General features: G+C 68.7%; 20 protein-coding genes. 12 read left to right on the top strand and 8 right to left on the bottom strand.

What is annotated here, in order from left to right; genetic code table 11:
- Positions 1–291: 291 nt before the first annotated feature.
- Positions 292–1,980: a L,D-transpeptidase family protein gene (locus tag QFZ27_RS27350; protein WP_429229622.1), complete on the bottom strand. Its 1,689-nt coding sequence runs from the start codon at positions 1,978–1,980 to the stop codon at positions 292–294.
- Between the two features lie 197 nt (positions 1,981–2,177).
- Between QFZ27_RS27350 and QFZ27_RS27355 the strand changes: the two genes are divergently transcribed.
- From QFZ27_RS27355 to QFZ27_RS27365, 3 genes are read left to right on the top strand one after another with little or no spacing between them, the layout of a single operon-like run.
- Positions 2,178–4,034: an ABCB family ABC transporter ATP-binding protein/permease gene (locus tag QFZ27_RS27355; RefSeq protein ID WP_429229623.1), complete on the top strand. Its 1,857-nt coding sequence runs from the start codon at positions 2,178–2,180 to the stop codon at positions 4,032–4,034.
- A 27-nt stretch (positions 4,035–4,061) separates the two neighbouring features.
- Entirely contained in the window at positions 4,062–4,787 is a 726-nt protein-coding gene (locus QFZ27_RS27360; RefSeq protein ID WP_429229624.1) for a DUF4241 domain-containing protein, read from the top strand.
- A 49-nt stretch (positions 4,788–4,836) separates the two neighbouring features.
- Positions 4,837–5,568 carry a DUF4241 domain-containing protein gene (locus QFZ27_RS27365; RefSeq protein WP_429229625.1) on the top strand — a complete coding sequence of 244 codons (732 nt, stop codon included), beginning with the start codon at positions 4,837–4,839 and terminating at the stop codon, positions 5,566–5,568.
- 22 nt (positions 5,569–5,590) lie between these two features.
- Here the strand turns inward: QFZ27_RS27365 and QFZ27_RS27370 are convergent, their stop codons facing one another.
- A complete protein-coding gene (locus tag QFZ27_RS27370) occupies positions 5,591–6,418 on the bottom strand; it encodes a phytanoyl-CoA dioxygenase family protein (protein WP_429229626.1) in 828 nt (275 codons plus the stop codon).
- An 80-nt stretch (positions 6,419–6,498) separates the two neighbouring features.
- On the opposite strand from QFZ27_RS27370, the gene QFZ27_RS27375 reads away from it, so the two are divergent.
- From QFZ27_RS27375 to QFZ27_RS27405, 7 genes are all read left to right on the top strand, one after another.
- Positions 6,499–7,287, top strand: a complete 789-nt coding sequence (locus QFZ27_RS27375) for an IclR family transcriptional regulator (protein ID WP_429229627.1) — start codon at positions 6,499–6,501, stop codon at positions 7,285–7,287.
- Positions 7,288–7,355: 68 nt separating this feature from the next.
- Positions 7,356–8,348, top strand: coding sequence for a methylmalonyl Co-A mutase-associated GTPase MeaB (gene meaB, locus QFZ27_RS27380; protein WP_429229628.1), 993 nt, complete (start codon positions 7,356–7,358; stop codon positions 8,346–8,348).
- Positions 8,349–8,392: 44 nt separating this feature from the next.
- Positions 8,393–8,863 carry an OmpA family protein gene (locus QFZ27_RS27385; RefSeq protein WP_429229629.1) on the top strand — a complete coding sequence of 157 codons (471 nt, stop codon included), beginning with the start codon at positions 8,393–8,395 and terminating at the stop codon, positions 8,861–8,863.
- A gap of 318 nt (positions 8,864–9,181) precedes the next feature.
- The gene (locus QFZ27_RS27390; RefSeq protein WP_429229630.1) at positions 9,182–10,558 is read left to right on the top strand and encodes an FAD-containing oxidoreductase; all 1,377 of its coding nucleotides are present in this window, start codon (positions 9,182–9,184) and stop codon (positions 10,556–10,558) included.
- Positions 10,555–10,833 carry an acyl carrier protein gene (locus tag QFZ27_RS27395; protein ID WP_429229631.1) on the top strand — a complete coding sequence of 93 codons (279 nt, stop codon included), beginning with the start codon at positions 10,555–10,557 and terminating at the stop codon, positions 10,831–10,833. Before QFZ27_RS27390 ends, QFZ27_RS27395 begins: the two co-directional genes overlap by 4 nt.
- A 120-nt stretch (positions 10,834–10,953) precedes the next feature.
- Positions 10,954–12,753, top strand: a complete 1,800-nt coding sequence (locus QFZ27_RS27400; protein ID WP_429229632.1) for an adenylate/guanylate cyclase domain-containing protein — start codon at positions 10,954–10,956, stop codon at positions 12,751–12,753.
- A 130-nt stretch (positions 12,754–12,883) separates the two neighbouring features.
- On the top strand, positions 12,884–13,438 hold the full coding sequence (locus QFZ27_RS27405) for a thioredoxin family protein (RefSeq protein WP_429229633.1): 555 nt from the start codon (positions 12,884–12,886) through the stop codon (positions 13,436–13,438).
- 67 nt (positions 13,439–13,505) lie between these two features.
- Here the strand turns inward: QFZ27_RS27405 and QFZ27_RS27410 are convergent, their stop codons facing one another.
- Entirely contained in the window at positions 13,506–14,384 is an 879-nt protein-coding gene (locus tag QFZ27_RS27410) for an NmrA/HSCARG family protein (protein ID WP_429229634.1), read from the bottom strand.
- A gap of 99 nt (positions 14,385–14,483) precedes the next feature.
- Between QFZ27_RS27410 and QFZ27_RS27415 the strand changes: the two genes are divergently transcribed.
- Positions 14,484–15,392 carry a LysR family transcriptional regulator gene (locus QFZ27_RS27415; RefSeq protein ID WP_429229635.1) on the top strand — a complete coding sequence of 303 codons (909 nt, stop codon included), beginning with the start codon at positions 14,484–14,486 and terminating at the stop codon, positions 15,390–15,392.
- Here QFZ27_RS27415 and QFZ27_RS27420 read toward each other — a convergent pair.
- From QFZ27_RS27420 to QFZ27_RS27430, 3 genes are all read right to left on the bottom strand, one after another.
- Entirely contained in the window at positions 15,389–15,742 is a 354-nt protein-coding gene (locus QFZ27_RS27420) for an ArsC family reductase (RefSeq protein ID WP_429229636.1), read from the bottom strand. The genes QFZ27_RS27415 and QFZ27_RS27420 overlap by 4 nt on opposite strands.
- Positions 15,743–15,855: 113 nt before the next feature.
- Entirely contained in the window at positions 15,856–16,452 is a 597-nt protein-coding gene (locus QFZ27_RS27425; protein WP_429229637.1) for a 2-hydroxychromene-2-carboxylate isomerase, read from the bottom strand.
- A gap of 52 nt (positions 16,453–16,504) precedes the next feature.
- The gene (locus tag QFZ27_RS27430; RefSeq protein WP_429229638.1) at positions 16,505–17,422 is read right to left on the bottom strand and encodes an RNA polymerase sigma factor; all 918 of its coding nucleotides are present in this window, start codon (positions 17,420–17,422) and stop codon (positions 16,505–16,507) included.
- 154 nt (positions 17,423–17,576) lie between these two features.
- Between QFZ27_RS27430 and QFZ27_RS27435 the strand changes: the two genes are divergently transcribed.
- Positions 17,577–18,074: a GFA family protein gene (locus tag QFZ27_RS27435; protein ID WP_429229639.1), complete on the top strand. Its 498-nt coding sequence runs from the start codon at positions 17,577–17,579 to the stop codon at positions 18,072–18,074.
- A gap of 33 nt (positions 18,075–18,107) precedes the next feature.
- Here QFZ27_RS27435 and QFZ27_RS27440 read toward each other — a convergent pair whose 3' ends face one another.
- The gene (locus tag QFZ27_RS27440) at positions 18,108–19,244 is read right to left on the bottom strand and encodes a hypothetical protein (RefSeq protein WP_429229640.1); all 1,137 of its coding nucleotides are present in this window, start codon (positions 19,242–19,244) and stop codon (positions 18,108–18,110) included.
- A gap of 33 nt (positions 19,245–19,277) precedes the next feature.
- A complete protein-coding gene (locus QFZ27_RS27445) occupies positions 19,278–20,516 on the bottom strand; it encodes an MFS transporter (RefSeq protein WP_429229641.1) in 1,239 nt (412 codons plus the stop codon).
- Positions 20,517–20,725: the final 209 nt, after the last annotated feature.

Consider the following 20,725-nt stretch of genomic DNA (forward strand, 5'->3'; position numbering starts at 1 on the left):
CGGCATTTCTGACGCTTTACACGCCTGTATTGGGCGCCGGCCGTTCGATGCGGTCCTTTGTGAAGCAGGGCGAAGCGGGAATCAACAGTTTCTTCGCGGATCTACAAAGAAACTCTGTGCCATAATGGCAACATTGTGGTAGATCTGTCGCACTTTTGGTCAAGGAACAAGTATAAACTCAGAAAATCATAATATATACTTTACCCGAACTCAAGATCATCAAGATGAAATAAAAAAGGGCGACCGAAATTCGGCCGCCCTTTGGAGCAACGTTAGAATCGTACGATGATTTCAGCGTGAAGATGCGAGCTGTTCGCGCCGGGTTTCACGGGCCTGGAGCGCTGCGATGACCTTGGCGTCGATGCCGTAGATGTCGTCGCGGAACGCCACCTCGCCGCTCTTATCGATCCAGGCGGTCTGGTAGACGAGGTAGAGCGGCATCGGAGCGGGCAGGTTGATCCGAGTCGTCGGAGTCCAACTGCCCATCACCCGCTCCCGCCGCGCCGGCGACCAGTCGGGCGATCCGTCGAGCAGGTAGTCGGCCAGCCAGATCGGATCCTGCAGCCGCACGCAGCCATGCGACAGGGCGCGGTTGTCGCGCTGGAAGTAGCTCTTCGACGGCGTGTCGTGGAGATAGACGCTCCAGTTGTTCGCCATCATGAACTTGACCTTGCCGAGGGCGTTGCCCGGCCCCGGGTCCTGCCGGATGCGCATCGACCGCATGGTGCCCGACCCGACGCCGTACCAGTCGACATAGTTGGCGCTCATCTCGCGCGAGCCGCCGCCCCAGCCGGAGAACAGCCGGTAGTTGCGGCTGGCCAGGTAGCCCGGGTTGTTGCGCAGCTTCGGCAGGTACTCCTTGGCGGCGATCGACGGCGGTATGGTCCAGGTCGGGTTGAACTCGAGATAGGTCAGGGCGCTGTTGAACAGCGGCGTCTGGTTCTTGGGCTGGCCGACCACCACGTCCATGGTCCGCACCAGCTGGCCGTCGGCGACGATGTCCATGGTGAAGCCGGCGATGTTGACCATCAGGTAGTCGGGGCCGAGATCGTCCGGCAGCCAGCGCAGCCGCTCCATGCTGGCGACGATCTGGTTCATCCGCTCGGGGCCCTGTCGGTTCAGCATGGCCAGGGTGGCTCGGCCGAGAATGCCGTCCGGCTTCAGCCCGTGCTTGGTCTGGAACTGTTCGACCGCGGCCACCAGCTGCGGGTCGTAGAGGTGACTCCGGTCCGCGGGATCGCCGACCAGCTCGCCGGTGGCGGCAAGGCGGGCGCGCAGCACCGGCACCCGGTCGCTCTCCTCACCCGGACGCACACTGTTGCCCGCCGGGATGGTCGGCCAGCCGGCCTCGGCCAGCGTCTCGAAGCCGCTGAGCGCGCCCTTCAACTGCTGATACAGCGCATGCTTCGGCGCCAGATCGGCCAGGAACCGGTCCGGATCGGGCAGCATCGAGGCGGCGGTGGTCAAAGCCGCCCGGTCGACCGGCTTCGGCGTGATGTCGAAGGTCGGATCGATCTCGCGCGGCACCAGCCGACCGGCATGGACGTCGACGCCATAGCGCATCACCGCGGCGCTGAGCAGGATCTCGGTCGCGACGACGTCGTCGGCATCGGCGGAGCGGACCAGCTCCTTCAGCGAATCGACATAGTAGTCGGCCGGGACCAGCCCCTCCTCCCGCGCCTTGGCCAGGCGCGCCACGATCGGCCCGACGCGCGGGTCGAGCCGCCCGTCCATGTCGATCCACAGCGGGAACCAGCCGCGGCCCGCATAGAGGCCGCGCAGCTCGCGCGCCCTCAACACCACGCCGCCGACCGTGATGGTGTCGGCATCGCCGATCGCCGCCTCGATCGCGGCGCGCGGGTCGGACAGGGAGGCGGTGTCCAGCGACGCGGCCGCCGGCGTCAGCCCGGCCTGTACCGCAGCCGGCAGGGCTGCCGCACCGAGCAGCAGGGACAATAGCGGGACAACGAAGCGTCGCATCAATGGATCTCCAGCAATCTTCAGATACGTAGCGCGGCACGGGACAGAGAGGAGTCCTTATGGCGTGAAGCGATCGTGAAAGTCACACAGCGTTGCCCTAGAGCAACATATACGTGCAGTTTTATCTATATTGGATCGGGATCGGCGAAGCGGCTTTGCCCTTCCCGCCCGTGGGCCGCTTGCTTAGGGTGCCCACCATGAACGCCGCCACGCCCCCTTCCGTCCTCGACGCCGCCAAGGGCCGCCATCCCTTGCGCTCGCTCGCCCCCTATCTCTGGCCGGCGGGCCAGCTGGAGATGCGGACCCGGGTGGTGCTGGCGGTGGTGCTGCTGATCGCGGCCAAGGTCGCCAGCGTCTACACCCCGATCTTCTACAAGGGCGCGATCGACGCCCTGTCGGTGAAGGGCGGGCTGCCGCTGATCCTGCCGGCCGGCATCATCCTGGCCTATGGCGCGGCCCGGGTGCTGAGCCTGGCCTTCGGCGAGCTGCGCGACGCGATCTTCGCCAAGGTGGCGCAGCGCGCCATCCGCCGCACCGGCCTCGCCACCTTCCAGCACCTGCACGCCCTGTCGCTGCGCTTTCATCTCGACCGCCAGACCGGCGGCCTGTCGCGGGCGATCGAACGAGGCAATGCGGCGATCGACACGCTGCTGCGCTTCATGCTGTTCAACATCCTGCCGACACTCGTCGAGATCCTGTTCGTCGTCGCCGTGCTGTGGTGGATTCTCGACCTGTGGTTCGCCCTGGTGACGCTGGCCACCGTCGCCCTCTACCTCGCCTTCACCCTTTGGGTGACCGAATGGCGGACCAAGTATCGCCGGCAGATGAACGAGACCGACCAGGAAGCCAACACCAAGGCGATCGACAGCCTGCTGAACTTCGAGACGGTCAAGTATTTCGGCAACGAGGATCATGAGGCGCGGCGCTACGAGGCGTCGCTGATCCGCTACGAAGGGGCGGCGGTGCGCAGCCAGGTGTCGCTGTCGCTGCTGAACATCGGCCAGGCCGCGATCATCGCCATCGGCCTGACCGCGGTGATGTGGATGGCCGCGGCAGGCATCGTCGAGGGTCGGCTGACGCTCGGCGACTTCGTGCTGGCCAACACCTATCTGATCCAGCTGTACCTGCCGCTGAACTTCTTCGGCTTCGTCTATCGCGAGGTGAAGCAGGCGCTGGTCGATATCGAGAAGATGTTCTCGCTGCTCGGCGTGCCGCAGGAGGTGACGGACGCGCCCGGCGCCCAGCCGCTGCAGGTGCAGGGCGGCACGGTCAGCTTCACCGATGTCGAGTTCGGCTACGACCCGCGCCGCGCGATCCTCAAGGGCGTCACCTTCGCCGTGCCGGCCGGGCACACGGTCGCCATCGTCGGCCCGACCGGGGCCGGCAAATCGACCATCAGCCGCCTGCTGTTCCGATTCTACGACATCACCGCCGGGTCGGTGCGGATCGACGGCCAGGACATCCGCGAGATCACCCAGTCCAGCCTGCGCGCCGCCATCGGCATCGTCCCGCAGGACACCGTGCTGTTCAACGACACCATCCGCTACAACATCGCCTATGGCCGCCCGGGCGCCAGCGACGAGGAGGTGGAGGCCGCCGCTCGGATGGCGCGCATCCACGACTTCGTCCTGCGCCTGCCCGACGGCTACGAGACCAAGGTCGGCGAGCGCGGGCTGAAGCTGTCGGGCGGCGAGAAGCAGCGCGTGGCCATCGCCCGCACCATCCTGAAGGACCCGGCGATCCTGCTGTTCGACGAGGCGACCTCGGCGCTCGACACCAACACCGAGCGCGAGATCCAGGCCAATCTGCGCGAGGTCAGCCGCGGCAAGACCACGCTGGTGATCGCCCACCGGCTGTCGACCGTGATCGATGCCGACGAGATCATCGTCCTGGCCGACGGCCGCATCGCCGAACGCGGCAGCCACGCCCAGCTGCTGGCCGAGGACGGCCGCTACGCCGAGATGTGGCGCCGGCAGCAGGAGGCGGCGGAACGCGGCGAGCTGGTCACGCCGGACCGGCCGAACCGCGACCCGGAGATGGTCTCGGCGTCGTGACGGCGCGGCGGCAGCAGGAGCCGGTTGATGCGTCCTTCCAGCCGATCCTTCGCCTGGTGCCTGCTGCTGCTCGCGATGGCCTGCTCCCCGCCGGCCCCGGCGGTGGAGGCGTCATGGCCGCTGCCGCAATCGGAGCTGTTCTCGCAGGCCTTCGGCCCCGGCTTCACCGTCACGCCCCCTGATGGACCGATCCAGCTCTCGGGGCTCGAGATCGGCAAGCTGGCCGTGCCGAGCGGCCGGATCGTGGCCTGCGACCCCTTCATCTGTGACGGCATCGAGGCCTTCGGCCGGCGCCTGCCGGCGGGCAAGTTCCCGGTCCAGCTGGCCATGGCGCAGCTGCCGCATGACGAACGGGTGGCCTTCGCCCGCATTCTCTTCGCCGACCGGCCGGCCGTGCGCTGGGAGATGGCGCTGCGGCCCGGACAGACTCTGCAGGATCTCCGGCCGGGATACATCCATGGTTACGGCGTCGACACCGGCACCGGCGCATTCATGGACGCCGCCACTCGGACCGCCTATCTGGCTGCGACAGCGGACGAAGCCGCGACGATGCGGCTGGTCGACGCCCTGAGCGATGCACCGGTCGGCAGCCGGGCCTGGCTGCTGCGCCCATACGGGCATGCCAATGTCGCGATGTTCTCCTCGGGCTTCGGCGACGGGTTATACGCGTCCTATTTCGGCCTCGACAGCGCCGGCCGCGTGGTCGCGCTGGTCACCGATTTCGGCGTGGTGGAGTGGCGCGCGGGGAAATAGTCTCGGCAGACCTATCCGTCAGAGATGGGGTTGCTTGTCGGGAGGTATTGTGGGGAACAGCATTCTGGAATGGGTAGGGCGTGCCCCGCTCCTGGCGGGGCTACCCCTGGTCTCGGCTTGCGTTGCCTCTGAGAACGGACAGATACCGCCATCGGCCCTGATCGGCAGCGCCTTCGAGGGCGGAGCCAGAGCCCGGGTCATCGCCGACGGCAAGACCGTCGAGTTTTCCATGGTCGCCATCGGCGATCTCGACATCCCCAGCGGTCGCATGGTCGTCTGCGATCCGTTCGCCTGCGAACCTGGCAATCCCTTCACCAGGCGCGTTCCCACCGGCCGGTTCCCGGTGCAGCTTGCGGTGACCCGGACGCCATCGGGCGAGCAACGGGTTGCCTATGCCCGCATCCTGTTTTCTGACAGGCCGGCGGTGCGCTGGGAGATGGCGCTGCCACCGGGCGAGTCCCTGGACGGCTCGCAGACGGACTACGCCTTCGGCTTCCCGGTCGAGACCGGCACCGGCAGCTTCATGGATGCAGCCGTCCAGGGGCCGTATCTGACGGCGGCCGCCGACCGGAACACCAAGCAACAGCTCATTGCAGCGTTGAACGAGCGCCAGGCAAGCGGCGTGGCCTGGCTGGTCCGGCCTTCTGGACCGGGCAGCATCGCGATGTTCGAGACCGGCTTCGGCGACGGCTACTACATCTCCTATTTCGGCTTCGACGATGCCGGACAGGTCGTGTCCCTGACGGCGGATCTCGGGGTGATCGAGCGGCCACGCAGCTGACGCGGCCGGCGTGCCTTGGCCGCTAGGCGGCCGGCGGGCGGGCGGTGCCACGCATCAGGATCTGCTGATGCGCGCCGGTGACCTGGGCATGAAAGGCCAGCGCGGCCTCGGACAGGTCGGCCTCAGGCCGCTGCTCGGGCTCGAAATTGTGGAATTCGTCGACGCCGCGAACCAGGGTCGCCGCATCATGGGTGCCGACGATCTGGCGGACATAGGTGGGCAGGTAGCGGATGGCGAAGCCGATGCGGCGCCTGTCCGACGGGTTGGGGTCGGAGCCGTGGATCAATCGGACATGATGCAGCGACATCTCGCCGGGCTGCAGCTCGAGCATCCGGGCCTTCGCCTCGTCGACCTCGACCGCGATCTCCTGGCCCCGCGACAGCAGGTTGTTGGCGGCGAAGGTGTCGCGATGCGGCACCTGGTCGAGCAAGTGGCTGTCCGGGATCACCCGCATCGCCCCGTTCTCGACCGTGCTCTCGGACAGCGCCACCCAGGCGGTGACGATGTCGGCCGGGTCGAGGCCCCAATAGGTCGAATCCTGGTGCCAGGAGACGAAGCCGGGATCGCGCGGCTCCTTGATGAAGAAGCTCGAACCCCAGACCAGGATGTTCGGGCCGATGATGTCCTCGACCACGTCGAGGATGGCGGGGTGGCGGATCAGCCCGTCCAGCCAGGTGAACAGGAGATGGCTCTTGTGGCGCATCGGCCCCTTTAGTGTCCCGTGCACGCTCTCATGCGCTTCGAGATGGTGGCGGATCTGCGCCGCCTCGTCGGCCGGCATCACCCGGATCGGGGCGACATAGCCATGCGTGCGGTGATGCTCCACCGCGGCCGGGCACAGCATCTTCATGGCGGCTCCTCCGATGTCGGGCATCTTTGCGATGCACCAATTCCACTGGTGTTTGTATGATTTCAAATATGGAAAGCCATATGAGCCAGGATGTCAACGCCGACGACCGGGACGCGGCCAAGCCCGGCGCCCCTGCACTGGAGAAGGGGCTGGACCTGCTGGAGGCGCTGGCGGCCGAGCCCGGCGGCATCAACCAGAAGTCCCTGGCAGCGCGGGTCGGCCGGTCGGTCGGCGAGATCTTCCGCATGCTCGGCGTGCTGGAGCGGCGCGGCTATGTCGCCCGCGACCCGAAGACCGGCGAGTACCGCCTGACGCTGCGGCTGTTCCAGCTCGGCACCCAGCATCCGCCGACCCGCCGGCTGCAGCAGGCGGCGCTGCCGGTCATGGAGGGGCTGGCCGCCCAGGTCGGGCTGGCCTGCCATCTCAGCATGGCCAGCGGCGAGCATTTCCTGATTCTGGCCCAGGCCGAGCCGGACCGGCCGATGGGCTGGACGGTGAAGCTGGGCGCGGTCTTCCCGCTGTCGATGCATCTGGTCTCCGCCCGTATCCTGACCGCCTTCCAGCGCGAGCCGCGGCGCGGCGAGATGGTGCGGATGATGGCGCAGCGGGATGCGCTGCCGGTCGATGAGATCCTGGCGCGGCTGGAGGCCATCGCTGCGGCCGGCCACGACTTGGCGCCGAGCGAGACGGCGCCCGGCCTGACCGACATGAGCGCGCCCATCCTCGACCCCTCGGGGCTGGCGGTCGCCGCGCTGACCCTGCCCTTCCTGCCGCAGCGCGGCAACACGATCTCGCCGGCGGGGGCCCTGGCCGCGCTGCAGGACGCGGCCAGGCGCATCTCGGAACAGATCGGCGGGCTGCCCGGCTGAGGTTGGACGTGGGCGGGCCAAATCGCCTAGCCTCCCTGCGCGGGACGACGCATGTAAGGATTCGGCGGGTGACGGTGGAGACGATCGAGGGCATGGCGGCGCGGATCCGGGGCGGCGACCGTCGGGCCCTGGCCCGCGCCATCACCCTGGTCGAATCCCGCCGCGCCGATCATCGCGAGCGGGCCGAGGCTTTGCTCGAGGTGCTGGCGCCTGCTGCGGGCGGCGCCGTCCGCATCGGCATCTCCGGCCCGCCCGGCGTCGGCAAGTCGACCTTCATCGAATCCTTCGGCCTGCACCTGACCGGCCAGGGCCACCGCGTCGCGGTGCTGGCGGTCGACCCGTCGTCGCAGCGCTCCGGCGGCTCGATCCTGGGCGACAAGACGCGGATGGAGCTGCTGACCCGCGACCCCGCCGCCTTCATCCGCCCCTCCCCGGCCGGTTCCACTTTAGGCGGGGTGGCGCGGCGGACGCGGGAGACCATGCTGCTGTGCGAGGCCGCCGGCTATGACGTGGTCATCGTCGAGACCGTCGGCGTCGGCCAGTCCGAGACCGCGGTGGCGCAGATGGTCGACGTGTTCGTGCTGCTGCTGCTGCCCGGCGCCGGCGACGAGCTGCAGGGCATCAAGCGCGGCATCGTCGAGGTCGCCGACATCCTGGTGGTGAACAAGGCCGACGGCAGCCAGAAGGGTGCCGCCAACCACGCCGCCGCCGAATACCGCCACGCCTTGGCGCTGCTGCGCGGCAGCGGCGGCTGGACCCCGCCGGTGCTGCAATGCTCGGCGCTGGAGAATCGCGGCATCGACACCGTCTGGGACACCATCGGGTCGTTCCGCGCGCAGATGGGCGAGGCCCTGGCCGAGCGCCGTGCCGAACAGGCCCGATCCTGGCTGTGGCGCGAGCTGGGCGATGGCCTGCTGGACGCGCTGCGTGGCCATCCTTCGGTGGCCAAGGCCCTGCCGGCGCTGGAAGCCGAGGTCGCCGCCGGCCGCCTGCTGCCGACCGCCGCGGCGCGCCGGCTGCTGGAGCGATTCCTTGGGGGTGAGGCGGGCGCCGCTGATTGACACCGGGTCGGCCGCCTCTCACCGTCGCGCAGGGGGAGAAAACAATGCGGCATTCAATTGCAATAGCACTGATCTGCGCCGGGCTCTCCGGCTGTGGACATGCCGATAAGCCCGATCCCTTCGAGCAGAACCTGAAACCCGGGGAAGTCATCAGCATTGTCGACAACGGGCTGGTGTTCTTCGACGCCGGCAGCGCTCGCCTGAACCTCCTGGCGACGCAGGTGCTGGACGCGTCGCAGCCGGCCGAATGGTTCAAAGGGATGGACCGCGTCGAGATCGTTGGCCATGCAGATCGGACAGGATCGGCCGCCAGAAATCTGAAATTGTCGCTGCGCCGGGCAGAGACGGTGCGCGATGCCCTGGTGGCCCGGGGCGCTCCGGAAAGTCTGTTTGTCGTCAGCGGGGCCGGCGAAGACGACCCGCTCGTCCCGACGGCGGATGGACTAGCCGAGCCGCAGAATCGCTACGTCACAATCACCCCGAGAGCGCTCAAGCAAGAGTCCCCCCGCCCCTAGCCTGTGACCGACGGCGGCCGGGGCCCGGTTGCCCGGGCCCCGGTTCTCCGCGGATGTCAGGCCTTCTTGGATGTCAGGCCAACCGAAGAGGGCGCACCGGGCTTCGCTTTTTCCGGGGCGCTCTTCTTCGGCTTCTTGGCTTCCTTGGGCTTGCGCACTTGACCCTTGGCCATGGCAATGCCTCCTTCGCTCGTGGACCCGCACATCATAGCGAAACGCCACGGATCGTCGTAAAAATTCAATCGGGACCCGACGAAGCGAGACCGGTCACCGGCCGCCGGATGCGCTATCCTTCTCCCCGGCAACAGGGAGGCGGCGATGACCAGCTATGACGCCATCATCATCGGCACGGGCCAGGCCGGACCGGCGCTGGCGGACCGGCTGAGCCGCGCCGGCCAGCGCGTCGCGGTGATCGAGCGCGCGCGCTTCGGCGGCACCTGCGTCAACACCGGCTGCATCCCGACCAAGACCATGGTCGCCAGCGCCTATGCCGCCCGGATGGCGCAGCGCGCCGCCGAATTCGGGGTGGTGCTGCCCGGCCCGCCGCGGGTCGACATGAGGCAGGTCAAGGCACGCAAGGACGCCGTCTCCGGCCAGTCGCGGGTCGGGGTCGAGGGCTGGGTCCGCGGCATGGCGAACAGCACCGTGATCCAGGGCCATGCCCGGCTGACCGGGCCACGCAGCGTCCAGGTCGGCGACGAGACCCTGACCGCCGAGCGGATCTTCCTCAATGTCGGCGGCCGGGCCACGGTGCCGACGATGCCCGGGATCAAGGACGTGCCGTTCCTGACCAACAGCACGATGATGGACCTGGACACGCTGCCGGAGCATCTGGTGATCGTCGGCGGGTCCTATATCGGGCTCGAATTCGGCCAGATGTTCCGCCGCTTCGGCTCCCAGGTGACGGTGATCGAGATGGGACCGCGGCTGATCGGCCGCGAGGACGAGGACGTCTCCGCCGCCGTCGCCGGCTTCCTGGAGAAGGAGGGCGTCGCGATCCGCGCCAACGCGAAATGCATCAGCCTGGCGCGGCACGGCGACGGCGTGGCCGTGACGGTCGACTGCACCGCCGGCGCGCCGGTGGTCGCCGGCTCGCATCTGCTGCTGGCGGTCGGGCGGCGGCCGAACACCCACGATCTGGGGCTGGAGGCCGCCGGCGTGGCCACCGACGAGCGCGGCTACATTACCGTCGACGACACGCTGCAGACCAGCGTGCCGGGCATCTGGGCGCTGGGCGACTGCAACGGCCGAGGCGCCTTCACCCACACCGCCTATAACGACTTCGAGATCGTCGCCGCCAACCTGCTGGACGGCGACACCCGCCGCCTCAGCGACCGGATCACGGCCTATGCCCTCTACACCGACCCGCCGCTGGGCCGCGCCGGCATGACCGAGGCGGAGGCGCGCCGCTCCGGCCGCCGCATCCTGGTCGCCAAGCGGCCGATGACCCGGGTCGGCCGCGCCGTCGAGAAGGGCGAGACCGAAGGCTTCATGAAGGTCGTGGTCGACGCCGAGACGCGGGACATCCTGGGCGCCGCCATCCTCGGCACCGGCGGCGACGAGGTGGTGCACGGGCTCTTGGACCTGATGTACGCCAAGGCGCCCTACGACGTGCTGCAGCGCTCGATGCCGATCCACCCCACGGTGTCCGAACTGCTGCCGACCCTGCTCGGGTCGCTGGAGCCGGCCTCATGAGCGGGCGCGACCGGGCTGAGGCCGAGGTGCTGCGGGTGCTGGGCACGGCGGCGCCGGCGGGCCGCGCCGTCACGCCGGACGACCGGCTGCTGGAGGATCTCGGCCTCGCCCCCGCCGATGTCACGCGGCTGGCCTGGGACATCGAGCAGACGCTCGGCGTCGACCTGCCGCGCGACGAGCTGGCGTCGGTCTTCACCGTCCGCGCGCTGATCGACCTTATCGACCAGCATTACGACCCGGCGACGGCCGATCCGCAGCACGGCTGGCATATGTGATCGGCGCCGGTCACGACTACGACTATTGGATGAATGCACTGCAGCGCCGGACCGACTCTCCGGCGTTGCGAGATCGGTAGGCACATATCAAGCTGATACAGCTGCTGGAGACCCCCGCCCATGACTCCCCAGCGCCGGCTGACCGTCATCGTCTCTCTCGACGTCGCCGGCTTCACACGGCTGGTGCAGGAGGATGAGCGCGCCACGCTGGCGGCGCTGGCGTCAATCCGCCGTGAATTTCTGGGCGCGACACTGCGGGCCCGGCATGGTCATGTATTCAAGTCCATGGGCGACGGCGTTCTGATCGAGTTCTCGAACATCGAGGACGCCGTGTGCTGGACGGTCGAGTTCCAGGAGGCGATGGCGGTCCGCAACGCGCGGCGACCCAAGCGGCCGATCCTGGTGCGCGCCGGCATCGCACTCGCCGACGTCTTCATCGAAGGTGAGGATCGCTTCGGCGCGGCCGTCGCCTTCGTCGTCCGCCTGCAGCAGGCGGCACCGCCGGGCGGGATCGCCATCACCCATTCCGTGCGCTGGCAGTTGGGCAAGTCATTGTCAGCGCCGTTCGTCCGGGTCATGAAAACGCTGAAAGACATGGAAGAACCGATGGAGGTGTGGATCTGGGCGCCTCCCGGGACAGAAATCGAGCGGGCCACGGCAGACTCAGCGGCGGAGGATGACGAAGATGATCTGCCGTCGATCGTCGTGCTGCCGTTCGACAATCTGTCGGACGATCCCGCTGCTTCCGTCCTGGCCAACGGTGCTGTCGAAGAAATCACGGCCACGCTCTCCCGCATCCGCGACTTCACCGTGATCGCCCGCCATTCGGCCGAGGCGTATCGAGCCACGGGACGGCCTGCCGATCCCCGCGAAATCGCGCGGACGCTCGAGGTCCGCTACCTGCTGGAAGGCAGCGTGCGGAAATCGGGAAACCGGGTGCGGATCACGGCCCAGCTGATCGATGCCGCCAGCGCGCTGCATCTGTGGTCCGGGCGCTTCGACGGCACGGTCGAGGAGGTGTTCGACCTGCAGGACAGGATCGCCGAGGGTGTCGCCGGCGCGCTGCACCCTTCGATCCGGGCGGCGGAGATCGCACTGGCGCTGAGCAAGCGGCCCGACAGCCTGGCGGCCTACGATCTGATGCTGCGGTCCCTGCCGCATCTCTGGGCCCATCGCAAGCCGGAGAATGCCGAGGCGATCCGGCTGCTGCGGGAAGCGCTACGGCTCGATCCGGAATACAGTCGGGCCGCGGCCCTCGCCGCCTGGGCGCATGGGCAGCAGGTCACCTACAACTGGGCCGCGGATTATGCGGCCGAACGGACGGCCGGCGATCTCCTGATCAAGCAGGCTTCGGAGGGATCCCAGGACGATGCGACGGCGCTGAGCGCCCTGGCCACGGCGACCATGCTGCTGTTCGGCGACATCGGCCGGGCCGAGCAGTTCGTCGATCGGGCGCTGGCGCTGGACCCGAACCATGCCTGGGCCTGGACGCGCCGCGGCTTCCTGCACGTCTATCGCGGCAATCCCGCCGCGGGCCGGCCCTGCTTCGAACGGGCGATCCGGCTCAGCCCCCTCGACCCGTTCAGCTTCAACTGCTTCATCGGCCTGGGCCTGGCCGCCTTCGCCGAGGGCCGCCCCGACGAAGCGGTCGGCTGGACCCGAAAGGCACTGCATCAGAAGCCGGCAGCGACCTGGATGTTTCGCGACCTCGCCACCTTCCTGGCCCATGCCGGTCAGATCGAACCGGCACGGGCGGCGCTGGCGCAGTTCATGGCTTCCAGACCTGGGATCACCGCCTCGGCCGTGGCCGACGCCCTGCATTATTTCGAGCCGGACCTGCTGCGCCGCTATCTCGACGGCTTGAGCCGCGCCGGCTTGCCCTCCGAACCAGCGACATCGGCCGACCCCGAACCTGCGTGAGGCCTGGATCTGTGAGGGCAAGGGCCGCAACGTCCAGGACCGGCACTGGGACCAGTTGGATCTGCGCTTGGCGCTGAAGGCCGGGTTGCGGGTAGACTGAGGGCACGGACCTCGAAGCGAAGGACGCGCCATGGCCACCACGCCCCCGCCCCTTGCCCTCGACCTGCCGGCCCCCGGCTTCCGCCTGCCCGGCACCGACGGCCGGACCTATTCGCTGGACGACGTCGCCGGGCCGCGCGGCACGGTGATCGTCTTCATCTGCAACCACTGCCCCTATGTGAAGGCGGTGATCGACCGCTTGGTGGACGACGCCATGTCGCTGCTGGCCGAGGGCATCGGCTTCGCCGCGATCTGCTCGAACGATGCCGCCGCCTATCCGGAGGATGGCTTCGAGCAGATGAAGGCCTTCGACGAGGCGCACGACCTGCCGTTCCCCTATCTGCATGACGAGGACCAGTCGGTGGCCCGGGCCTATGGCGCGGTCTGCACCCCGGACTTCTTCGGCTACGATTCGCACCGGCAGCTGAAATATCGCGGCCGGCTGGACGAAGGCCGCACCGGCCCGCTCCCGCCGCATGCGCGGCGCGAGCTGGTCGAGGCGATGATCCGGATCGCCGAGACCGGCCAGGCCCCCGCCGACCAGGTGCCGTCGATGGGCTGCTCGATCAAGTGGAAGGCCGGCTGAACCGCGGCGCTGTCACCCGCGGCTCAGGCCGTCACGCCGCTGCGTGGTTCGCGATGGCGATGAGCGTCTACGACGCCCGGTCGAGCACGCTCCAGTCGAACCCGCGCGCCCAGTCGGCGAAGCTGTGCCAGCCGACCTCGGGGAAATCCCGCCGCAACCCGGCGATATCGGCGGAATAGCCGGTCCGGTCGAACCACTCGAACATCAGCGCCATGTCTTCGCTCTGCGCGCGCATCGCGGCGATCGGGAGCTCCTGATAGGCGATCGGGCGACCGATGGCCTGCGACAGGATCTTCGCCTCGTCCTCGCCCGTCAGCTCGTCCCCGGCGATATCGATGCGCCGGCCGAACACCTGCTCGCGCCGCTCCGCCAGGACGGCGGCGAAGGCGCCGATATCGGCCACGGCCACCAGTTGGATGGCGCGTCTGGGTGGCAAAGCGAAGGCGTGCACCCCCTGGCGCAGCCCGCCGATCCCCCAGGGCGCGACGGCATTCTCCATGAAAGCGACCGGCGCGCTGACGGTGTACGGGATGCCGAGCCCGGCGATATGCCGCTCGACCTGCGCTTTGCTCTCGAAATGCGGGACGCCGGTGTTCTTGTCCGCATCGCCGACCGACGAATAGATCAGATGCCCGATGCCGGCCGCCTTGGCCGCATCGGCGGCGACGATCCCCTGACGGGTCTCCTCCTCCGGCCCGGCCTCATAGCTGTTGCCCATCAGGAACATCGTGTCGACGCCTGCGGCGGCCTGCCGCACCGAGGCCGCGTCGCCGAGATCGCCCGCCAGGATCTCGGCGCCGTCCGCGGCCAGCCGCCGGGCACCCTCGCCGTCCGGCTTGCGGGTCAGCGCCGTGACGCGATGGCCCCGGGACAGCAAGGCGGCGGCAACCGCCCCTCCCTGCTGGCCGGTCGCGCCGGTGACCAGGACATGTCGCTTGGTGCTCATGGGTTGGCTCCTTCGTTTCCCAACGGAGCAGAATTGGGGCCTCCCCTATCGGTCCATAATGAAGGATAATCGGGAAACGCTGTCCCATTTCTACATACAATGCTCGATCTCAACGACGTCCAGGTGTTCGCCCGTGTGGTCGAGGCCGGCAGCTTCACCGCCGCCGCGCGCCTGCTCGGCATGCCCAAGACCACGGTGAGCCGCCGCATCGCCGCGCTCGAGCGCGCGGTCGGAGTGCGGTTGCTGCAGCGGACGACGCGCAGCCTCAGCCTGACCGATGCGGGACGCCTCTACTACGAGCAGAGCAGCCAGGCGCTGCGGCTGATCGAAGAGGCGAATCTGCGGCTGGCGGAAGCGCGGGCGGAGCCGTCGGGGACGATCCGGATCTCGGCGCCGGTTGGATTCGGCGCTCACTTCCTCACCGCCATGGTGTTCGACTTCCTGGCCGCCCATCCGAAGACCAGGGTCGAGCTGCGCCTCACCGACGACAGGCTGAACCTGGTCGAGAACGGCATCGATCTCGCCTTCCGGACCGGGGTGCTGCCGGATTCCACGCTGATCGCCCGCAGGCTCGGCTCGACGCACCGAATCCTGTGCGCCAGCCCGGACTATCTCGAACGCCGCGGCGTGCCGGCGATGCCGGCGGATCTCGCCCGCCATGATTGCGTCATCGCCGGCCCGTCGGCGGCGGGCGCCGCCTGGGTGCTGGAGGGGCCGGAGGGCCGCGAGACGGTCGCGGTGTCGGGGCGCTTCGCCGCGAACGAGATGCAGGCTGTGTTCGCCGGCGCGGTCGCCGGCTACGGCATCGCCCAGCTGCCGTTCGGCATCGCCGGGGCCGCGGTCTCAGATGGCCGGCTGCGCCACGTCCTGCCCGAGCACGAAATGCCGGGCAGCAGCCTTCACGCCGTCTACCCGAGCGGCCAGCACCTCTCGCCCCTGGTCCGGGCCTTCATCGAGCTTGTGGCCGCCCGGGTGAGCGCGTCCGGAGGCCGGATCGCCGGGCCCTAGCCGAACGCGGCCTGGTACTGCTCCGGCTTGAAGCCGACCAGCAGCGTGCCGTCGATGTCGAGCACCGGCCGCTTGATCATCGAGGGCTGGTCGAGCATCAGCCCGATCGCCTTGGCCTCGGTCAGCCCCTCGCGGGCGGCGTCCGGCAGCTTGCGGAAGGTGGTGCCGGCGCGGTTCAGCAGCACCTCCCAGCCGGCCTGCCGCGCCCAGCCCTCGAGCGTGGCGCGGTCGATCCCCGCCGCCTTGTAGTCGTGGAAGGCATAGGCGACGCCGCGCTGGTCGAGCCAGGCCCGCGCCTTGTTCATCGTGTCGCAATTCTTGATGCCGTAGATCGTGACCGCCTTCGCCATGCTTCCGCTCGCTCTCTCGAATCCCGCAGCGACGATAAGGGCGGTGGGGGCTGCCGTCATCCTCCCAACGGGCAGCCCCCGGCGTCAGGCAACAAAAGCCTATCGCGGCCGTCTCAGGCCGCCTTCAGCGCCTCGGCAACGAAATCGAAGCGGTCATTGCCGAAGAACATCTCATCGCCGATGAAGATGGTGGGTGAGCCGAAGACGCCGCGCTCGGCCGCCTCGGCGGTGTTCGCCGCCAGCTTTTCGCCGTACGCCTCGGACCCCGCGCTTTCCAGCAGGCGGGTGCCGTTCAAGCCGGCTTGATCCAGCACCGCGACCAGCTCGGGCCGCCGGCCGAGATCGACACTGTGGGCCCACACCGCGGCATAGACCGCCCCGACATAATCGGCGCCCCTGCCCTCGTCGATCGCGACCAGCGCGCCGCGGCCCAGCAGGGCGAAATCGATGCTCTCGAAATGAGGTGTCGGGGCAAAGGCCACGCCATAGCTGCCGGCCCAGCGCCGCAGATCGGCGATGGCATAGGCGAACTTGTTGCGGCATTCCAGCGTGGTCGGGCGGTTGCCGACGCGCTGCATCAGATCGACAAGGCCGAACGGCCGATAGCGGATCGATGCGGAGTGCTCCGTCGCCAGGCGTGGCAGGACGGTGCTGGCGAGATAGGAGTACGGGCTGACGAAGTCGAAATAGAAGTCGATCCGGGTGGGCATCGAGGCGCTCTCCTGCTGTCGCCGACCACGGCCGGCGATGGTTGCGCTTCCGTTACGGCTCCCGCGGCGGGCAGGATACGGACGCCGCGGCCGGCAGCAGCCACGGGCATTTGAAGTAATCGGCGATGCGATTGATCCGCCCATCCGTCGCGCCGATGCGGACCACCGAGGCCGGCTCCCACTCCCCCACCGCATCCCGATGCAGCACGACCACCACCGGCACGCCATCCAGCTCGCCCGGTGCCATGCGCCACGGGATGGCGCCGCGCTCGTACTCGATAAAATAGGGCGAGTCTGCAAGACGTCCGGCGAAGCAGTCGGCGACGCGCAGTCGCGCATCCGCGCTGGTCAGGGCGCGAACCCCGTCCCAGTCCTGCCGGTTGAACCGGTCGACATAGAGGCGCAGCAGCTTCGCCATCCCGGGGACTGCGGCCGGCGGTGCCGCGGGCGTGTCCGGCAGCGCCGCCAGCTTGGCCCGGCCGCGGCTGAGCGCCGCCTTCACGCCGCCCACGGTGGAATCGACCAACTCCGCGATCTCTTCGAGCGAATGGTCGAACACGTCCTTCAGCAGCACGCAGGCTCGCTCCTTGGGCGGGAGATGCAGCACCAGCCGCTCGACCGCGCGTCCGACCGCCAGGCCGGGCGGGTCGACGGGCAGCACGATGTCCGGCTCGGCGGCGGCCGCCTCCGCATCCTGCCGCACCCCGCGCCGGCGCAGGAAGTCGATGCACCGGTTGTGCGCGATGCGGAACAGCCAGGGGCCGAGCGGCCGGCTGTCGTCATAGCGGTCCAGCCGGCGGAAGGCGTCGAACAGCGCCTCCTGCATCACGTCCTCGCCGTCGAGCACCGAGCCGGTCATCCGCGCGCAGTACCGGTGCAGCCGCGGGCGCAGATGCGTCACGGTCGCCAGGAAGGCGGCGTAGCGCGTGTCGAACAGGCCGAGCCGGTCGAGATCCGAGGTGAAATCCATGAAGCCGCCATCCGGATTTGAGGGTGGATGCCGTCGTTACGCAGCCCGACGCCGCCAGGATACGCCGGTGCGATGGTCCGGTGACCCGGAATAGCTGACACTCCGTGACAGGTGAGGCCCGGTATTCTCTCCGGATGCAGCAGACGAGGCCAGAATGAACAAGACGTTCGGGAAGGTTCGGAAGACGCCGGCGGAGGTGGCTGAAGGGCGGTGCCTGTGCGGCCGGGTGCGGATCGAGATCGGGGTTCCGGCGCGCTGGGCTTGGCACGACCATTCCAGGGACAGCCGGCTGGCGCATGGCGCCGCCTATGCCACCTATGTCGGGTGCTGGCGCAGCCGGGTCCGCATCGTCAAGGGCGAGAGCGCCCTCACCCGCTTCACCGAGGAGGACACCGGGCGGATTCGCAGCTTCTGCCGCCATTGCGGCACGCCGGTGCTGTATGAGCGGCCGCACGCGGCGCAGATGGTGAACATCCCGCGCGCTTTGTTCGAGACCCGCACCGGCCGCGAACCGCTGTACCACATCGCCATCGAGCAGGCTCGGGAATGGACCTACAGGGGTGAGAAGCTGCGGCCGCTGAAGGGCTTTCCCGGCGTGGTGTGGACCGGGCCGAAGAAGAAAAAGCGGCCGCTGATGGACGAGGAGTTCTAGACGGGACGGCGCCCCGGAACGGCGCCGCAGGCCTCAAACCAACCTCTCCTCCCCTTCGAATACGACCAGCCGCTCGATGAACTTCCGCTTGGTCTCGTGCGCAGCCCGGATGGCAGCGAGGCGTCGATCGAAATCGCTCCGGCTTCCATCCTCCGCGGCCAGCGCCTGAAGGTCGAGGAGCAGATTGACGGCGCAGTCATAGCCGGAGGCGTTGCAACGCTGGATTTCGACTTCGACCTCGCGCCAGACGGCGGCGCCGCGCTGCCGGAGAACGACGATCCGGGCACGGCGCGCCTTCGCCGCCTCTTCCGCCTGGCGGCGCCGTTCCTTCTCCAGGCGCTCGGCCTCGGCGCGTTCGCGGGCAGCCGCGATCTCCTGCGCCCGAACCCGCAATGCACCGGCCGTGCGACGCGGTGCAGATGACACCGGGCGCTTGCGAAACCTGTGCTTGAGCTCGGCGGCGACAACGTGGCCATCGCCGTCGACGACCCGCAGCAGCAATTCGGTCTTTTCGGCCGCGGGGATCGACGCCAAGGCATCCCGCAGGCTGTCCCGGGACATCGCCGCAGCGGCCGTGCCGGTTTCGGCGGCCGCCTGCAGGAGATCCGGATCGATGTCGAAAAACCGGGCGAACGCTTCGAGCGGATCGGTCAGCGGGCCGATGCCCGGAAGCGGCTCGATTTCGTCATCGGAGACCACCTCGTCCTGCACCGCCGCCAGCCACAGCAGGTAGAACAGCCGCAGGTCGCCCGCCAGCACGTCGGACCGCAGCGGCGCGATTGCGGCCAGCCGGTCGCTATCGTCTTCCCAGTGATCCTCGATCTCCACCTCATCACGGGCGATATCGACGATCAGGTTATCGCCGGAGGCCCAGACCTTGACGTCCTCGCTCCCGCCGAGAAAGGGGTCGAGGTCGGAGACGCTCAGCAGACGGCCGGGCACCCGCAGCATCAGCCGTCGCGTGCCCCAATTCGCCAAGTAGAGGTGGAGGTCGAACCAGCGCTCCATGAACTGGCGCGGATCGCCCCGGAAATCGCCCCAATTGTATTCATTGGTGAAGCTCGTCGCGGTGATCCGCGCCCGTGACGACACCGCCCGCAGCGCCTGTTGCGCCGCCCTGTCGAGGGGCCGATCGACCGCTTGGAACTCGTAGTACTGGTATTCGCTCATGGGTGGGAACCCAATCGCGATTCGGGCGCAGATTCAAGGGCGCACCGGAACGGCGACCAACACCGGCCTGTCGTCGATCGGGAAATGCAGCGCCGCCGCCACCAGCCCGGCGATCGCGGTGGCGATCCAGACCAGGGAATAGGAGCCGGTGACGTCGAACACGAAGCCGCCGGCCCAGGCGCCGAGGAACGAGCCGATCTGGTGGCTGAGGAAGCAGACGCCGAACAGCGTGCCGAGATGGCGCGTGCCGAACACCTTGGCCACCAGGCCGCTGGTCAGAGGCACGGTGCCGAGCCAGGTCAGGCCCATCACCGCGGCGAACAGCACCACCGACGCCTCGCTCTTCGGCGCCAGGAAGAAGGCGGCGATGGCGGCGCCGCGGATCAGGTACAGCCAGCCCAGCACCTGCTGCTGCCGGAACCGCCCGCCGAGCCAGCCACAGCCCCAGCTGCCGGCCATGTTGAACAGCCCGACCAGCGCCAGCGCGGTGGCGCCGAGCCCGGCCGGCATGTGGCACAGCAGCAGGTAGTTCGGCAGATGCGTGCCGATGAAGGCGAGCTGGAAGCCGCAGGTGAAGAAGCCGAGAGTCAGCAGGCGGTAGCCGCGATGACCGAGCGCCCGCGCCACCGCCGCCCGCAGCGGCATCGCCGGCTCGGCCCGGGCCGGAGCGCTCTGGCCCTGCCGGTCCAGGACCAGCCCGAACGGCGCCACGGCCAGCAGGCAGGCGGCCAGCACCAGCAGCGACGCCGCGGTGCCGGAGAGATCGGTGACCCATTGCGACAGCGGCACCAGCAGCACCTGGCCGAGCGACCCGCCGGCGCTCGCCAGGCCCATCGCCATGCTGCGCTTCTCCGGCGGCGCGGCGCGGCTCAGGGCGGTCAGCACCACGCCGAAGGTGGTGCAGCTGATGCCGATGCCGACCAGGATGCCGAGACCGAGCACCAGCATCAGGCCCGATGAGGCCAGGGCGGTGAGGACGAGGCCGGCGGCGAAGGCCACGGCCCCGAAGGCGACCACCGGCGCCGAGCCCCAGCGGTCGGCGGCGGCGCCGGCAAAGGGCTGGGTGAAGCCCCAGACCAGGTTGTGCAGGGCGATGGCGAAGGCGGTCAGGGTCACCGGCATGCCGCGGTCGAAGGAGAACGGCCCGATGAACAGCCCGAAGGTCTGCCGCGAGCCCATGGCGGCGCTCATGATCAGGGCCCCAGCCAGGATCACCAGCCCGGCCTGGATGCCGGGAGTTGCCAGCCGCCTGCCTTCGATCGCCGTCATCATCCGGGCCCTCCTCGCCCGACCTGACAATGGTGAGCGACGGACAGGCCGGCAAAAGAGAAGATTTCGACGAAGGGTGAAGGATCTTCACCCGTTCGTCTGGTCTTCCATGTCGAGAAGCAACTCCCAACCGTCATTGCGAGGAGGCGAAGCCGACGAAGCAATCCATGCCTCCGCTCTTGCTGCCCTGGATTGCTTCGCTGCGCTCGCAA

The organism is Inquilinus ginsengisoli (assembly GCF_050434925.1).
GTDB classification, from domain to species: Bacteria; Pseudomonadota; Alphaproteobacteria; order DSM-16000; family Inquilinaceae; genus Inquilinus; species Inquilinus ginsengisoli_B.

What these genes read in the sequence shown, in the direction of transcription:
- QFZ27_RS27395 (WP_429229631.1), top strand. Translation starts at nt 10,555, where the DNA reads ATGAGCGGGCGCGACCGGGCTGAGGCCGAGGTGCTGCGGGTGCTGGGC.
- QFZ27_RS27435 (WP_429229639.1), top strand. Translation starts at nt 17,577, where the DNA reads ATGAACAAGACGTTCGGGAAGGTTCGGAAGACGCCGGCGGAGGTGGCT.
- QFZ27_RS27375 (WP_429229627.1), top strand. Translation starts at nt 6,499, where the DNA reads ATGAGCCAGGATGTCAACGCCGACGACCGGGACGCGGCCAAGCCCGGC.
- QFZ27_RS27420 (WP_429229636.1), bottom strand. Translation starts at nt 15,742, where the DNA reads ATGGCGAAGGCGGTCACGATCTACGGCATCAAGAATTGCGACACGATG.
- QFZ27_RS27355 (WP_429229623.1), top strand. Translation starts at nt 2,178, where the DNA reads ATGAACGCCGCCACGCCCCCTTCCGTCCTCGACGCCGCCAAGGGCCGC.
- QFZ27_RS27370 (WP_429229626.1), bottom strand. Translation starts at nt 6,418, where the DNA reads ATGAAGATGCTGTGCCCGGCCGCGGTGGAGCATCACCGCACGCATGGC.
- QFZ27_RS27440 (WP_429229640.1), bottom strand. Translation starts at nt 19,244, where the DNA reads ATGAGCGAATACCAGTACTACGAGTTCCAAGCGGTCGATCGGCCCCTC.
- QFZ27_RS27400 (WP_429229632.1), top strand. Translation starts at nt 10,954, where the DNA reads ATGACTCCCCAGCGCCGGCTGACCGTCATCGTCTCTCTCGACGTCGCC.
- QFZ27_RS27405 (WP_429229633.1), top strand. Translation starts at nt 12,884, where the DNA reads ATGGCCACCACGCCCCCGCCCCTTGCCCTCGACCTGCCGGCCCCCGGC.
- QFZ27_RS27430 (WP_429229638.1), bottom strand. Translation starts at nt 17,422, where the DNA reads ATGGATTTCACCTCGGATCTCGACCGGCTCGGCCTGTTCGACACGCGC.
- QFZ27_RS27390 (WP_429229630.1), top strand. Translation starts at nt 9,182, where the DNA reads ATGACCAGCTATGACGCCATCATCATCGGCACGGGCCAGGCCGGACCG.
- QFZ27_RS27360 (WP_429229624.1), top strand. Translation starts at nt 4,062, where the DNA reads ATGCGTCCTTCCAGCCGATCCTTCGCCTGGTGCCTGCTGCTGCTCGCG.
- QFZ27_RS27415 (WP_429229635.1), top strand. Translation starts at nt 14,484, where the DNA reads ATGCTCGATCTCAACGACGTCCAGGTGTTCGCCCGTGTGGTCGAGGCC.
- QFZ27_RS27425 (WP_429229637.1), bottom strand. Translation starts at nt 16,452, where the DNA reads ATGCCCACCCGGATCGACTTCTATTTCGACTTCGTCAGCCCGTACTCC.
- QFZ27_RS27350 (WP_429229622.1), bottom strand. Translation starts at nt 1,980, where the DNA reads ATGCGACGCTTCGTTGTCCCGCTATTGTCCCTGCTGCTCGGTGCGGCA.
- QFZ27_RS27445 (WP_429229641.1), bottom strand. Translation starts at nt 20,516, where the DNA reads ATGATGACGGCGATCGAAGGCAGGCGGCTGGCAACTCCCGGCATCCAG.
- QFZ27_RS27385 (WP_429229629.1), top strand. Translation starts at nt 8,393, where the DNA reads ATGCGGCATTCAATTGCAATAGCACTGATCTGCGCCGGGCTCTCCGGC.
- QFZ27_RS27410 (WP_429229634.1), bottom strand. Translation starts at nt 14,384, where the DNA reads ATGAGCACCAAGCGACATGTCCTGGTCACCGGCGCGACCGGCCAGCAG.